Raw genomic sequence first — 15,528 nt, forward strand, 5'->3', positions numbered from 1 at the left:
TCCCGCCGAGGCGCGCGGTCGGGTACCGTCACCGACGCTGTGCGGAGCGCCACAAGGAGCAACTTTGCGCGAGTTCACCAACCCCGCTCTGGCGACGGCGCCGCCGGTGGGCGGCCTGGCCGACGTCGTCTTCGATCACGCCCTGGAGGACCCCTCACACATCGCCTTCGGCCGCAAGGACAAGCGGAACCAGTGGCACGACGTCACCGCGGCCCAGTTCCGGGACGAGGTACTGGCCCTCGCCAAGGGTCTGCTCGCCCAGGGCATCCGGTTCGGCGACCGGGTCGCGATCATGTCCCCCACGCGCTACGAGTGGACGCTGTTCGACTTCGCGCTGTGGACCATCGGCGCCCAGGTCGTCCCGGTCTATCCCACCTCCTCCGCCGAGCAGGTCTTCTGGATGCTCTACGACGCCCAGGTGACGGCCGCGGTGGTGGAGCACGAGGACCACGCCATGACCATCGCCACGGTCATCGACCGGCTGCCGCACCTGCGGCGGCTGTGGCAGCTGGACGCGGACGCGGTCGGCGAGGTGTCGGCGTCCGGCACCCACATCGACGACGAGACCGTGCACCGGCACCGCCGCGCGGTCACCCCGGACTCGACCGCCACCATCATCTACACGTCCGGCACGACGGGCCGCCCCAAGGGCTGCGTGATCTCGCACGCGAACTTCATGTTCGAGGCGGACACGATGGTGTCGCGCTGGGAGCCGGTCTTCGCCTCCAAGCGGGACAGCGTCGCGTCCACCCTGCTCTTCCTGCCGCTGGCGCACGTCTTCGGGCGGATGGTGCAGATCGCCGCCGTGCGCGGTGGCGTGAAGCTGGCGCACCAGCCGCAGCTCAACGCGGCGGCGCTGCTGCCCGACCTCCAGGCGTTCAAGCCCACCTTCATCCTCGCGGTGCCGTACATCTTCGAGAAGGTCTTCAACGCGGCCCGCCGCAAGGCCGAGAAGGAGGGCAGGGCCGGCGCCTTCGACAAGGCCGTGGAGTGCGCGGTGAAGTACGCGGACGCGCAGGAGGCGAAGGCGTTCGGCACCGGCCCGGGGCCGTCGGCGTCGCTGCGCATGCAGCACTCGGTCTTCGACAAGCTGGTGTACTCCAAGGTGCGCGACGCGATGGGCGGCCGGGTGCGGCAGGCGATGTCCGGCGGCTCGGCCATGGACCGGCGGCTCGGCCTGTTCTTCGCGGGCGCGGGCGTCGCCATCTACGAGGGCTACGGACTGACCGAGTCGACGGCGGCGGCCGCCGCGAACCCGCCGGAGCAGACCCGCTACGGCACGGTCGGCAAGGCCATTCCGGGCACGACCGTGCACATCGCGGACGACGGCGAGATCTGGCTGCACGGCGCCAACATCTTCCAGGGCTACCTCAACGACCCCAAGGCGACGGACTCCGCCCTGCACGACGGCTGGCTCGCCACCGGTGACCTGGGCGCCCTCGACGCGGACGGCTATCTCACCATCACCGGGCGCAAGAAGGAGATCCTGGTGACCTCCGGTGGCAAGAGCGTCTCGCCGCAGCAACTGGAGGAGCGGGTCCGGGACCATCCGCTCGTCGCGCAGTGCATCGTCGTGGGCAACGACCGCCCCTACATCGCGGCGCTCGTCACGCTCGACTCCGAGGCCGTCGAGCACTGGCTCGGCATGCGCGGCAAACAGCTGATGACCCCCATGGACCTGGTGCGCGACGGCGACCTGGAGATGGAGGTGCGGCGTGCGGTGGTCGCCGCCAACACGCTCGTCTCGCAGGCGGAGTCGATCCGTACGTTCCGAATCCTGGCCCATCAGTTCACCGAGGAGCACGGGCTGCTCACCCCCTCGCTGAAGCTGAAGCGGAAGTCGATCGAGTCGGCGTACTCGGCCGAGGTGGACGCCCTGTACCGGGGATGATCCGCCGCGACACCGGTTTCTGACGAGCCATCAAGTTTCACTGCGTCAGTTATTGACGCTTCGTCAGGTCCGACACAGAATCTGCCTCACTTCGACGGAGGAGGCCGACCGTGTCGCGACCCATCCGCGCCATCACCGCCACCGTGGCGGCGCTGCTGATCGCCACCGCCTGCAACTCCACCGCGAGCGGCGGTTCGTCGGCGGACGGGGGAGGTTCCGTACGCGGGGTGAGCGACGACGCCGTCAAGGTGGGCGGGATCGTCTCCATGACGACGGCGAGCGGGTACAGCAAGAAGGACACCGACCTGGGCGCGAGGGCGCGCTTCGCGCGGGCCGACGCCGAGGGCGGCGTCCACGGCCGGAAGATCGACTACCTGGGTGCGGAGGACGACGGCCAGGACCCGGCGAAGAATCTGGCAGCGGCCCGCAAACTCGTGCAGCGGGACAAGGTGTTCGCGATCGCCCCGATGAGCTCGGTGACGTTCTCCGGGGCCGATTTCCTGCAGAAGCAGCGGGTACCGACGTTCGGCTGGGGCACGCTGCCGACCTTCTGCGGGCCTGCGTACATCTACGGTTTCGGCGGCTGCATGGTGCCGAGCCCCGGCGGCACGATCTCGCAGACCTGGCCGGAGGGGCTCAAGAACGTCACGGGCGGCGCGCGGGGCAGGTCCGTCGCCATCCTCGCCAACGACAACGACGCGGGCACCTTCGCCATCCGCACCTACCGGCAGTCCTTCGCCGCGGCCGGCTACAAGGTGACGTACGCGAAGGCGTCCGTGCCCGCCACGTCGGTGCCCAGCGACTGGTCCGCGTACACCAAGGAACTGCTGCGCGGCGACGGCGGCAAAGCGCCCGACGTGGTCGTCTCCGTGATGCAGACGCCGTACAACATCGGGCTGTTCACGGCCGTCAAGCGCACCGGCTTCAAGGGGGTGCTGACCGACCCGACCGACTACGACCCCGGCCTGCTCGCCAAGACCGCGACGAAGCAGGCGCTCGACGGGGTGCACGTCCTGCTCTCCTTCCAACCGTTCGAGTCGTCGACCGCGGCGATGAAGCAGTTCAAGGCCGACATCAGGAGAGCGGCGGGCAAGGACGTCCCCCTGAACATGCACATGATGACCGGGTACATGAGCGCCGACCTCTTCCTCGCCATCGCCGAGAAGGCGGGCAGAAAGCTCGACGTCGCCTCCTTCCAGAAGGCGGCGGACGGCTTCGCGGACTCCGGGACGATGGTCGGCGACCGTGAACTGCCGCGCGGGCAGCGGGAGTCGTTCGGCTGCGGAGCCCTCGTACAGCTCAAGGGCGGGGCGTACCGGGTGTCGTCACCGTTCAAGTGCTACCCGCCCATCCCGTTCAAGTAGGCCCGCCCGAAAGGTCTCTCGCATGGCTGACCTGCTTGCCTTCGTCCTGAGCGGGCTGGTCTCGGGCGCGCTGTACGCGCTGCTCGCCACCGGGCTCGTGCTCTCCTACTCGGCGTCCGGTCTGTTCAACTTCGCGCACGGCGCCACCGCGTACCTCTGCGCGCTGGCCTTCTACGAGCTGCGCTCGGGGCTCGGCTGGCCCGCCCTGCCGACGGCCCTGCTCCTTGTCCTTCTCGCATGTCCGCTGCTGGGGTGGGGACTTGACCTCCTGATGTTCCGCAAGCTGGCGCGGGCCGGCGAGAGCGCGCAGATCGTGGCGACGATCGGGCTGCTCGTCGCACTGCCCGCGCTCGGCCTGTGGGTGGTCGAACTGCTCGACGGCGCGGGGGCGCCGGTGAAGCCCGCGGAGAACCAGTTCGGCCTGCCCGGCGTCGGGCCGAGCCCGGCCGAGAACTGGCAGTTGACGGACGGCGTCGGCATCGACTCCGACCAGCTCATCACCTGGACGACGACCGCCCTCGTCGCGCTCGGACTGTGGCTGCTGCTGCGGCACACCGCGCTCGGGCTCCGGCTGCGGGCCGTCGTCGACAACCGCTCGCTGGTCGAGCTGCGCGGGATGAGCGCGGACCGTCTGTCGTCGGTGGCCTGGATGCTGTCCTCGGGGCTCGCGGGCCTCGCGGGCGTGCTCGCCACTCCCCTGCTCGGGCTCTCCGCGCACGATTTCACGCTGTTCCTGTTCGTGTCGGCGACGGCCGCGGTCCTCGGCCGGTTCATGTCGGTGCCGCTGGCCTTCGCGGGCGGGCTCGGCCTCGGGGTGCTGCAGAACCTCGTGGCGGGGTACGCCTCGTTCGCCGAGAAGATCACCGGGTTCCGGACGGCGGTGCCCTTCCTGATCCTCTTCGCCGGGCTGCTGCTGCTCACGCGGCGGCAGCGCACGGCGGGCACGGCCGCGAGCGACGCCCCGCCCGTGGACTATCTCGCCGGCCGGTCGTGGCCGCGGCGATGGGGGCCGTGGGCGGCGGCCGCGGTGCTGCTCGCGACGGCCTTCTACACGGTGACGACACCCTTCTGGAGCGGGGTCCTCGCCCAGGGCCTCGCGATCTCCCTGGTGTTCATGTCGTTCACGGTGGTGACCGGGCTCGGGGCGATGGTCTCGCTCGCGCAGGCGTCGTTCGTGACGGGCGCGGCGCTGGTCGCCGGGGTGCTGATGAGCCACGGCTGGCCGTTCCTCGGCGCGGCCCTCGCCGGGACGTGCGCGGCGGCGCTGCTGGGCGCTCTGGTGGCGTTGCCCGCGCTGCGGCTCGGCGGCCGTTCCCTCGCGCTCGCCACGCTCGCGCTGGCCTTCCTGGCCGACCACGTCCTCTTCCAGGTGGGCCGGCTGCGCAACGGTGACACCGGCTGGGAGATCCCGCGGGCCGTGTTCGGGCCGGTCGACCTCGGGGACGACCGGGCGATGGGCGTGGCCATGGTCGTGCTGTGCGCGGCGGCTGTGGCGGCGCTCGGCGCGCTGCGGGGGTCGCGGGCCGGGCGGGCGATGCTCGCGGTGCGCTCGGCGCCGGCCGCGGCCATGGCCTCCGGCATCTCCGTCGTCCGCACGAAGCTGCTGCTGTTCACCGTCTCGGCGGGCCTCGCCGGGTTCGGCGGCGTGATGTACGCCTCGTACAACACCCGTGTCACGGCGACCGACTTCACCGCGATGACCGGGCTGATCTGGCTCGCGGTGGTGGTCGCGGCGGGGGTGCGCAGGCCGCAGTTCGCGGTGGTCGCGGGGCTCACGTTCGCCGTCGTCCCGCATCTGATCAGCGACTACGTGACGGAGTCCGTGCAGCTGCCGGTCATCCTGTTCGGGCTCGCGGGGCTCGCGCTCGCCAACGACCCGGACGGGTACTGTGCCGCGTTCTCGGTGCGCCGGCACCGGCGCGGGGCGGCGGCCGCGGGCACCCCGGCCCGGCCACGCTCCGAAGCCGTCCCCGACGACGAGGCCACACTTCAACTCCTCGGCGTCCAGGCCGGTTACGACGGAGCGCCGGTCCTCCAGGGCGTCGACCTGACTGTCCGCCCCGGTGAGATCGTGGCCCTGCTCGGACCGAACGGCGCGGGGAAATCGACCCTGTGCAAGGTCGCGGCCGGGCTGCTGACACCGCTGCACGGGCAGGTCCGCGTCGCCGGGCGCGCCGCGGGTCGCGAGGGAGCCGCCCGACGGGCGCGGGCCGGGGTGGTGCTGGCCCCCGAGGGACGCGGCATCTTCCCGTCCCTCACGGTCGACGAGAACCTCGCACTCCAACTGCCCGCCCGGGCCGACCGGTCGGCGGTGTACGAACGTTTCGCCGGGCTCGCCGCCCGGCGGGGCGTCCCGGCCGGCTCGCTCTCCGGCGGCGAGCAGCAGCTCCTCGCGCTCGCTCCGCTGCTGCACCGCCCGCCGCGGGTACTCGTCGCGGACGAGCCCTCGCTCGGTCTCGCGCCCCGCGTCGTCGAGGAGGTGTACCGGCTGCTCGCCGAAGTCCGCGACGCGGGCACCGGGTTGCTCCTCGTCGAGGAGAAGGCGTCCGAGATCCTCGGCGTCGCCGACACGGTGGCGTATCTCGCGCAGGGCCGGGTGACCTGGTGCGGGCCGCGCGAGAAGGTCGATGCGGAGCGGCTCACCGACGCCTACCTGGGCATCGCGGCGACGCCGGTCCGGCCGCAGCCGAGCGAGGAGGCGGGCCGGGCATGAGCTTCGTACTGGAGGCCGAGGGCATCGGCGTGCGGTTCGGCGGGGTGCGGGCCCTCGACGGGGTGGGGCTGCGGCTCGCCGCGGGCGAGGTGTGCGGTCTGATCGGGCCGAACGGCGCGGGCAAGACGACCTTGTTCGACGCCGTCTCCGGGATCCGGCGGCCCGACACGGGCCGGGTGCTGCTCGACGGCGCGGACATCACGCGGCGCTCCCCGGTGTGGCGGGCGCGGCACGGGATGCGGCGTACGTTCCAGCGCCGCCAGCTGTTCGGGCAGCTCACGGTGGCGGACAATCTGCTGGTCGCGCAGGAGTGGCGGCGCGGTGGCGCGGACCCCGGGCGGGCGCGGGAGCTGCTGCGGGGCTGCGGCCTCGAAGGGCTCTCGCAGGCGTACGCGGGGACGCTGCCGGCCGGGCAGGCCGGCATGGTGGAGCTGGCCCGGGCCGCGGCGGACCGGCCGCGGGTGCTGCTCCTGGACGAGCCCGCGTCGGGGATGACGGCCGGGGAGCGGGAACTGCTCGCGGCGACGGTGCGGCGCCTCGCCGCGGAGGACGGGTGCGCGGTGCTGCTCGTGGAGCACGACGTGGCGTTCGTGATGGAGCTGTGCACGCGGGTCGTGGTGCTCGATCTGGGACGCGTGCTGGCCGACGGGACTCCCGGGGGAGTACGGGCCGACGAGCGGGTACGCGAGGCGTATCTGGGGACGCAGGCCCCGGTACAAAATTCACATACGTGACTGGCATGCTGGTAGCCGGCACGCCTCCCGTGGCAGGTCGCGCGGGTCCCCGCACAGGAATGCGGGTACGCCTGTGATCGTTGACCATGGGAGTACCAACCACCGACTTAAGGATCGACACCTCGTGAGCAAGGTCCCCCCGATCATCCTGAACAACGGCACCGAGATGCCGCAGCTCGGTTTCGGCGTGTGGCAGGTGCCGGACGACGAGGCCGAGAAGGCCGTGGCGACGGCCTTGGAGGCCGGGTACCGCAGCATCGACACCGCCGCCATCTACGGCAACGAGGAGGGCACGGGCAAGGCGATCACCGCGTCCGGCCTGCCCCGCGAGGACCTCTTCGTCACGACGAAGCTGTGGAACGCCGACCAGGGCCACGACGCCACCCTGCGCGCCTTCGACACCTCGCTCGACAAGCTGGGTCTCGACTACGTGGACCTGTACCTCATCCACTGGCCCCTGCCGTCCCAGGACACGTACGTGGACACGTACAGGGCGTTCGAGAAGATCCTCGCGGACGGTCGCGCCAAGGCGATCGGCGTCTCGAACTTCCTGCCCGAGCACCTCGACCGGCTGATCGCCGAGACCTCCGTCGTCCCGGCCGTCAACCAGATCGAGCTCCACCCGCACCTCCAGCAGCGCGCCTCCCGGGAGAAGCACCTGGAGCTGGGCATCGCGACCGAGGCGTGGTCGCCGCTCGGCCAGGGCAAGGGCCTGCTGGAGGTTCCGGCGATCGTCGCGATCGCGCGGAAGCACGGCAGGACGCCCGCGCAGGTCGTCCTGCGCTGGCACATCGAGCTGGGCAACGTGGTGATCCCCAAGTCCGTGACGCCGTCACGGATCAAGGAGAACATCGACGTGTTCGGTTTCGAGCTGGACACCGAGGACCTCGGCGCGATCAGCGCGCTCAACGAGGACCGGCGGCTCGGCCCGGACCCGGCCACGTTCGACGTGGCCTGAGCCTCGACGGCGACCGGGGCCACCGGAGCGGGCAGAGATGATGCCCGCGCCGGTGGCCTCGTTCCGTTGGTGCGCGCCCGGTCGGTGGCCGGCGGCCCTCAGGCCCGGACGGCCGTGTGCACCGTATGGGCCGTCAGGAGGAAGACGTCGTCGCGACGGTAGAGGCTCTGGGGATCCGCCGGGTCGACGAGACGGCCGAGCACCTCGATGTCGTCCACCGACAGGGCGTCCGTGAAGACGTCACGGCGCCGCTTCCACAGCTCGACGACGAGTTCGCGGGCGGCCGGCGAGAGCGGGGCGGGCAGGTCGAGGAGGAAGGTGCGGCTGCGCGCGCCGGTCAGTCCCGCGTCCGTCAGCAGGGCCGCCCAGTCCTCCGTGTCCTGCTTGGCACCGGGCAGACCGGCCCGCATCTCGGCGAACCACTCCTCCTCCACGGCGTCCGCGCGGGTCTGCAGGCCGGGGCGGCCGAGGCCGAAGTCGCGCGGCAGGCAGCGTGACGGCAGCCCGCCCTCGACGAGCGCGAGGGTGCCGCCCGGTGCGAGCCGGCCGGCGAGCGCGGCGACCGCGGCCCGCTGGTCGCCCACGTGGTGCAGGGAACGGGCCGCCCAGATGAGGTCCGCGGCCGGCAACTCGGCGCTGCCGTCGGGTAGTTCGACCCGCAGGGTGCTCACCCGGCCGGCGAGCCCCGCCTCCTCGGCCCGCTCGGCGGCGCGGGCGAGCAGCGCCTCCTCGGGGTCGGCCGCGACGACCCGGGCCTCGGGGAAGGCCGCGGCCAGCCGGCGGGAGACGGCGCCGGGGCCGCTGCCCGCGTCGACGATCAGCCCGGTGCCGCCGGGCCGGGAGGCCCGCAGCCAGTCGAGGGCCTGTGTGTACAGGGGTGCGTAGACCTCCGCGTTGCGCTCCAGGTGCGGGATCATGTCGGCCCAGTCCGGGTGCGTGCTGGCGTGGCCCTGGTGGTGCCCGTGCTGGTGATCGCCGTGCTGGTGGTGGCCGTGTGCCATCTCGGTTCGCCGCCCTTCGCGCCTGTCCTGGGGTCCGCGCCCAGGATGCTCGGGCGCCCCGCGGAGAAGCAAGCAGCGTTGCTGTTTGCGCAAAACGGTGCGGGACCGGGCGCGCCGACGCGGCCCGCCGGGGCCCGGGCGGGAAGCCCGGGCCCCGACGGACCGCGGAGTGCCTACAGCGCGGGGTAGGCGTTCTTCATGAGCTGCTGGAACTGGGCGGAGAACCAGTGTCCGGCGACCGGCGCGTTCGGCAGCGCTCCGGACATGTTGTTGTTGTTGCGCGCGTTACCGGTGTACGTCGGGTCGCACATGCGGTCGAAGCCCTTGCCCTCGTCGTTGTCGACGGCGGAGCTCGAACCGTCGGACTCACCCGGCGGCTTCATCCACACGTAGGCGTCGATACCGGTGGCCGGGCTGGCCTTCGGCCGCTCACCGAGACCGGCACCGGACTGGTTGCACCAGTTGCCGAGGTGGATACGACGGTCGATGCGGCCGCCGTCCACGTACGTGTCGACGCTGGTCTTCGCGCCCGGACCGGCGGGCCGGGCGGCGCCGCCCCAGCCGTTGCGGGAGGTGTCGATCAGCATGCCGAGGTTCTGGTCGAAGCCGAGCGACACCAGCTTGGTGCGCATGGCCTGGGCGTACGACAGCTCGTCGGTGTAGCGGTTCCAGTCGACCCACTTGGACTGGCGGACCGAGGTCCCGTTGACCGAGTCGTCGATGGTGAAGTTGGTCTCCTTCAGGGCGCTGTAGTTGGCCGTGTTCACGATGAAGCCGTGGACGTCGGACAGCTTCGCGCCGTTGCTGGAGGCGGTGGTTTTGAACAGTTCGGCCGAGGAGCCGAAGTTGTCGTCCCAGCCGAGCCAGCCGTGGTGACCGGCGTCGATGTAGTTGTAGACGTTCGGGATGTCACCGAGCTTGTCGAGGGCGTATCCGACGCCCTTCTGGTAGTTCCCGTTCGCCTTCATCACGTCGCAGTTGGGCGTCGCCGTGGGGCGCCCGCTGACGTTGGTGACGAGGTTGGGCAGCGAGTCGATCTCGATCGTCGTGACGATGCGCAGGCCCGTGTACTTGGGGTCGGCGAGGATCGCGGCGATCGGGTCGATGAAGTCGCTCTTGTACTTGTCGATCTCCGTCGGGCCGAGCTCGCCGTTGGAGGCGAGGGCGGCGCAGTCGCGGCCTGGCAGGTCGTAGACGACCAGCTGGACCACTTCTTCGCCGCTGCCCTTCTGGCTGAGGGCCGCGTCGAGGTGGTCGCGCAGCCCCATGCCGTCACCCACGCCGTTGATGGCGGCGATGCGGTCGAGCCAGACGCCCGTGGGCTGGTTGGAGATCGCGGTCCCGCCGGGTTCGGCGGCGGCCTTCTGGGACCACTCCGGGTTCACGTACACCTTGGCGCCGGCGTACGGGTTGTCCACCTTGGTGCCCGGGTCGGTCGGGTCGGTCGGATCCGTGGGGTCGGTCGGGTCCGTCGGGTCGGTGGCCCCGTTGCAGGTCACGCCGTTCAGCTTGAAGGTGGCGGGCACGGCGTTGGTGCCGCTGTAGGAGGCGTTGAAGCCGAAGGACGCGGAGGCGCCGGTGGCGAGGGCGCCGTTGTAGGAGGCGTTCTTGGCGGTGACGTTCGCGCCGGACTGGGTGAGGTCGGAGTTCCAGCCGTTGGTGACCTTCTGGTCGCCCGCGAAGGTCCAGGTGAGGTTCCAACTGCTGACTGCCGCGCCGTTGTTGGTGACGGAGACAGCGGTGGTGAAGCCGCTGCCCCACTGGTTCTGCACCTTGTAGTCGACGCTGCATCCGGCGGCCGCGGCGCCCACCGCGACGTCGGCGGGCAGCGCGGCGGCGGTGCCGGCAAAGGCGGCGCCGGTGAGGGTGAGGGCGGCGAGCACGGCGGTCCCGGCTCGCGTTCTGGTACGGCTCATGGTGTGCGGTGTCCCTTTCTCGGGGGTGAGGGGTTCGTGCGGGTGGATCATGAGGTGACGATGGATCGTGGGGCGCGGACGGTCCGCGAGGTGGAGGTGGTCGGTGGGGTGCGGGGCCCTCATCCGGAGAGGCCGCGCAGGTGGTCGCGCAGGCCGATCCCGAACGCGGTCGGTGTGCCGTCGTAGGAACTGATCAGGGACGGTCCTGAGGAGCAGTCCCAGGTGTTCCAGGTCCAGCCGAGGTACGACAGCTTCCGGTCGTCGAACCACTTCATGACGCGGTCGACGAACCCGTGCGAGCAGGTGTTCTCGCCGATCTCCCCTGCCACCAACGGGACTTGGGCCGCGACGGGCGCGAGCGTGGAGTCCCAGCAGCTCTCGGTGGCGCAGGTGTTGAAGTTGTAGACGTGCCAGGCCGCGGCGAGATTGCCGGCCGGGTCGTCGGGCCGGTGGGCGAGCCACTGTCCCAGGTCGTTGGAGTAGGCGAGGCCGCCCGCGAGGATCACGTTCCTGGCCCCCGTGCCGCGTACCGCGTCGACGAGATCCTGCATGCCGGCGACCTCGTAGCCGATGCCGGGGCAGGTGCCGCCGTCCTTCCAGCAGGCCCACGCGTCCGCGAGGCTGGAGGTCGCGCGGTCCGGATACGGCTCGTTGAACAGGTCGAGGACAACGGCCGGATCGTCCTTGTAGGCGCTGGCCACCGACGACCAGAAGCTGGGCGCGTACTGCGCGTCCGGCATCGGCTTCTGGCAGGTGGCGTGGAGGTCGGTGCAGCCCGCCGAGTTCCCGGTGTACTGGCCGTAGGACCAGTGCATCTCCAGGATCGGCGTCATTCCGTGGGCCTTGACCTTGGTCACCAACTCCTTGATCGCGTTCTGGTAGTTGACGCCCGCGTACTCGGGCTTGATGTTGGCGAGGCCGAGCCAGCACTCCTCGTTGAGCGGGATCCGGACGGCGTTGGCCTTCCAGTCGGCGATCGCCGCGACGGACGCGTCGTCGACCGGACCGTCGAAGATCCCGTACCCCTGTACGCACATGAACTCGGCGCCGGAGCGGTTCACGCCGAGGATCCGGTGCGTGGCGCCTGCGCCGTCGACGAGCTTGTTCCCGGAGACCTTGAGGGCCGGGGCCGCGCCGTCGTCCCCCGGATCGGTCGGGTCCGTGGGGTCCGTCGGGTCGGTGACGTCGGTGTTGCAGGTCGTGCCGTTCAGCTTGAAGGCCGTCGGCACGGTGTTGGCGCCCGACCACGAGCCGATGAACCCGGCGGAGACGGTGCCGCCGGAGGGCAGCGCACCGTTCCAGGACTCGTTGGACGCGGTCACGGCCGTGCCGGACTGGGACCACTTCGCGGCCCAGCCCTGGGTGACCTTCTGGCCGTCGGCGAAGGCGAAGGTCAGGTCCCAACTGTTTTTCGCGGCAGCGTTGTTGGTGACCTTCACGGCGGCCTGGAAGCCGCCGCCCCACTGTCCGGTGACGGAGTACTCCACCGAGCAGGCGGGGGCGGCCGCGGTCGCGGTGCCGGTCAGGGGGACGAGCGCGGCCGCCGAGACGGCACACGCGAGCAGGGTTGCGGACAGCACACGGCGCGGGGGGTGACGCATGAGCGACTCCTTGCAGCTCGGACACGACCGGCACAGGCCGGCGCGTCCACTGATGGAACCGCTCCCACTGGTTGCTGGTGGACTGTAGAGAAGGAACTGCCGTCAAGCAACAGAGGAGTTACGAATTCTTACTGTCGAATTAATTCGACTCTTCAACCCTCTTGACCCTCAATTCCCTCGTCCCCATCCTTGGGAGCGCTCCCACTGGTTCACAGGTTGTGACGCCCACGTCACTCACCATCCTTTCGCACCCCCCGCTCCCCCGAACCGCAAGGAGGAACCAGGCATGCCACACAGACCGGCCCGGCGGCTGTGGACCGCTGTCGCGGCCACCCTGGCACTACCGCTCGCCACACTCGCGACACTGCCAACCACCGCTGAGGCAGCGGCAGTTGCGTGCAGCATCGACTACAAGACCAACGACTGGGGCTCCGGCTTCACGGCCGATGTGACGATCACCAACCGCGGCACCGCGGCGATCGACGGCTGGACCCTCACCTACAGCTACGGCGGAAACCAGAAACTGGCCAGCGGCTGGAACGCGGCCTGGACGCAGTCCGGAAAGACGATCACCGCGAAAAGCCTCTCGTACAACGCCAAGATCGCGGTCGGCGCCGCCGCGTCGGCAGGCGCGCAATTCACGTACAGTGGCGCGAATTCGGCACCCACCGATTTCGCGATCAACGGCACGACCTGCGCCGGTGCCCATCAGCCTCCGGTCGCGGTGCTCACCAGCCCGAAGGCCGGCGCGGTCTACTCGGCGGGCGACAACGTCCCGCTGGCGGCGACCGCGGCGGCGGCCGACGGGGCGAGCGTCGACAAGGTCGAGTTCTACGACGACACGGCGCTGCTCGGCACGGACACCACCGCGCCGTACGAGCTGGGCACGGGCGGTCTGGCGACCGGGACGCACTCCCTGTACGCGAAGGCGTACGACAGCCAGGGCGCGGCCGGGGAGTCGACGCCGGTCGGCATCACCGTCGCGGCGGGCCCCGCCGTGGTCGCCACGCCGTCCCAACTCGGTGTCCAGCAGGGCAAGTCGGGCTCCTTCGACGTGAAGCTCTCGACGCAGCCGGCGTCGAACGTCACGGTCACGGCGGCCCGTACGGGCGGCAACACCGGCCTGTCCGTCTCCTCCGGCGCGAGCCTGACCTTCACGCCGGCCAACTGGAGCACGGCCCAGAAGGTGACGATCGCGGCCGACTCCTCGGGGACGGGCGCGGCCACCTTCACGGTGTCGGCCCCCGGCCACACGAAGGCCACGGTCACGGCCACCCAGCTGGCCGCCGCCAAGACGTACGACGCCCGCTTCCTCGACCTCTACGGGAAGATCACCAACCCGGCGAACGGCTACTTCTCGCCGGAGGGCGTCCCGTACCACTCGGTGGAGACGCTGATCGTGGAGGCGCCGGACCAGGGCCACGAGACGACGTCGGAGGCGTACAGCTACCTCCTGTGGCTCCAGGCGATGTACGGCAAGGTGAGCGGCGACTGGTCGAAGTTCAACGGGGCGTGGGGCCTCATGGAGAAGTACATGATCCCCACCCACGCGGACCAGCCGACGAACTCCTCGTACAACGCCTCGAAGCCCGCGACGTACGCGCCCGAGCACGACCTGCCGTCCCAGTACCCGGCGAAGCTCGACCCGTCGGTCCCCGTCGGCCCCGACCCGATCGCGGCGGAGCTGAGGAGCGCGTACGGCACGGACGACGTCTACGGCATGCACTGGCTCCAGGACGTCGACAACGTCTACGGCTACGGGAACGAACCCGGCAAGTGCGAGGCTGGTCCGAGCGCCACCGGGCCGTCCTACATCAACACCTTCCAGCGCGGCGCGCAGGAATCGGTGTGGGAGACGGTGCCGCAGCCGACGTGCGACGCCTTCAAGTACGGCGGCAAGAACGGGTACTTGGACCTGTTCACCGGCGACTCCTCCTACGCCAAGCAGTGGAAGTTCACCAACGCCCCGGACGCCGATGCCCGGGCGGTGCAGGCCGCCTACTGGGCGGACGTGTGGGCCAAGCAGCAGGGCAAGGGCTCGGACGTGTCGGCGACCGTCGGCAAGGCCGCCAAGATGGGCGACTACCTGCGGTACTCGATGTACGACAAGTACTTCAAGAAGGTCGGGAACTGCGTCGGGCCGACCTCCTGCCCGGCCGGCACCGGCAAGGACGCCTCGCACTACCTGATGTCCTGGTACTACGCCTGGGGCGGCGCGGCCGACACCTCGGCGGGCTGGGCCTGGCGCATCGGTTCGAGCCATACGCACGGCGGCTACCAGAACCCGCTCGCCGCGTACGCGCTCTCCTCGGCCGCCGATCTGAAGCCCAAGTCGGCGACGGGACAGGCGGACTGGGCCAAGTCGCTCGACCGGCAGCTGGAGTTCTACCGCTGGCTGCAGTCGGACGAGGGCGGTATCGCGGGCGGCGCGACGAACAGCTGGGGCGGCAGTTACGGCACCCCGCCGTCGGGCACGCCGACCTTCTACGGCATGTTCTACGACGAGGCGCCGGTCTACCACGACCCGCCGTCGAACCAGTGGTTCGGCTTCCAGGCGTGGTCGATGGAGCGCGTCGCCGAGTACTACCAGCAGACGGGCGACGCCGACGCGAAGGTGGTCCTGGACAAGTGGGTCGACTGGGCCCTGTCCGAGACGACCGTCAACCCCGACGGCACGTTCCGTATCCCCTCGACGCTCCAGTGGTCGGGCAAGCCCGACACCTGGAACGCGTCGACTCCCGGTGGCAATACGGGACTTCACGTCAAGGTCGCCGACTACACGAACGATGTAGGCGTCGCCGCGGCGTACGCGAAGACCCTGACGTACTACGCCGCCAAGTCGGGTGACGCGCAGGCGAAGAGCACGGCGAAGGCGCTGCTCGACGGCATGTGGGAGCACGACCAGGACGCGCTCGGTATCGCGGTGCCGGAGACACGGACCGACTACAGCCGGTTCGACGACCCGGTCTACGTGCCGAGCGGCTGGACGGGCACGATGCCGAACGGTGACGCGATCAACTCCTCGTCCACGTTCTCCTCGCTGCGCTCCTTCTACAAGGACGACCCCAACTGGCCCAAGGTCGAGGCCTACTTGGCGGGCGGCGCGGCACCGACGTTCACGTACCACCGGTTCTGGGCCCAGGCGGACATCGCGCTCGCCATGGGGTCCTACGCGGAGCTGCTCGAATAGACGCCCCGCCGGCGACGGCTCCGTGCACATCGGGCCGGGGGGGGGCCCCCCCCCGGGGCCCCCCCGCCCCCCCCCCCCCCCCCCCCTCCTCCGGAACCCCCCCCCAAAACCCCCCTTCCCCCCGCAAACGCACTCCCCCCCTTGGCCACCCCCTCTGCAA

General features: G+C 70.7%; 9 protein-coding genes. 6 read left to right on the forward strand and 3 right to left on the reverse strand.

The window, feature by feature from the left end; genetic code table 11:
• Positions 1–64: 64 nt before the first annotated feature.
• The 5 genes from ACZ45E_RS23350 to ACZ45E_RS23370 all read left to right on the forward strand — a co-directional run bounded on the left by ACZ45E_RS23350 (position 65) and on the right by ACZ45E_RS23370 (position 7,660).
• The gene (locus tag ACZ45E_RS23350; protein WP_468223448.1) at positions 65–1,891 is read left to right on the forward strand and encodes an AMP-dependent synthetase/ligase; all 1,827 of its coding nucleotides are present in this window, start codon (positions 65–67) and stop codon (positions 1,889–1,891) included.
• 110 nt (positions 1,892–2,001) lie between these two features.
• A complete protein-coding gene (locus tag ACZ45E_RS23355; RefSeq protein WP_468223450.1) occupies positions 2,002–3,255 on the forward strand; it encodes an ABC transporter substrate-binding protein in 1,254 nt (417 codons plus the stop codon).
• A gap of 22 nt (positions 3,256–3,277) precedes the next feature.
• Positions 3,278–5,968 carry an ABC transporter permease subunit gene (locus ACZ45E_RS23360; protein ID WP_468223452.1) on the forward strand — a complete coding sequence of 897 codons (2,691 nt, stop codon included), beginning with the start codon at positions 3,278–3,280 and terminating at the stop codon, positions 5,966–5,968.
• Positions 5,965–6,702 (forward strand): ABC transporter ATP-binding protein, encoded by a 738-nt coding sequence (locus ACZ45E_RS23365; protein WP_468223455.1) that lies wholly within the window; start codon positions 5,965–5,967, stop codon positions 6,700–6,702. The genes ACZ45E_RS23360 and ACZ45E_RS23365 overlap by 4 nt, the downstream gene beginning before the upstream one ends.
• A gap of 166 nt (positions 6,703–6,868) precedes the next feature.
• On the forward strand, positions 6,869–7,660 hold the full coding sequence (locus ACZ45E_RS23370; RefSeq protein ID WP_468223659.1) for an aldo/keto reductase: 792 nt from the start codon (positions 6,869–6,871) through the stop codon (positions 7,658–7,660).
• A gap of 98 nt (positions 7,661–7,758) precedes the next feature.
• On the opposite strand, the gene ACZ45E_RS23375 is transcribed toward ACZ45E_RS23370, so the two are convergent.
• The 3 genes from ACZ45E_RS23375 to ACZ45E_RS23385 all read right to left on the reverse strand — a co-directional run bounded on the left by ACZ45E_RS23375 (position 7,759) and on the right by ACZ45E_RS23385 (position 12,178).
• Complete coding sequence (locus ACZ45E_RS23375) at positions 7,759–8,661, reverse strand: class I SAM-dependent methyltransferase (protein ID WP_468223457.1); 903 nt, start codon at positions 8,659–8,661, stop codon at positions 7,759–7,761.
• 173 nt (positions 8,662–8,834) lie between these two features.
• Positions 8,835–10,577, reverse strand: coding sequence for a glycoside hydrolase family 6 protein (locus ACZ45E_RS23380; protein ID WP_468223458.1), 1,743 nt, complete (start codon positions 10,575–10,577; stop codon positions 8,835–8,837).
• Positions 10,578–10,696: 119 nt separating this feature from the next.
• A complete protein-coding gene (locus ACZ45E_RS23385) occupies positions 10,697–12,178 on the reverse strand; it encodes a cellulose binding domain-containing protein (RefSeq protein WP_468223461.1) in 1,482 nt (493 codons plus the stop codon).
• Positions 12,179–12,464: 286 nt separating this feature from the next.
• Between ACZ45E_RS23385 and ACZ45E_RS23390 the strand changes: the two genes are divergently transcribed.
• The gene (locus tag ACZ45E_RS23390) at positions 12,465–15,368 is read left to right on the forward strand and encodes a glycoside hydrolase family 48 protein (protein ID WP_468223464.1); all 2,904 of its coding nucleotides are present in this window, start codon (positions 12,465–12,467) and stop codon (positions 15,366–15,368) included.
• The last annotated feature ends 160 nt before the right edge of the window (positions 15,369–15,528 follow it).

Source organism: Streptomyces sp. NPDC030991 (assembly GCF_055571235.1).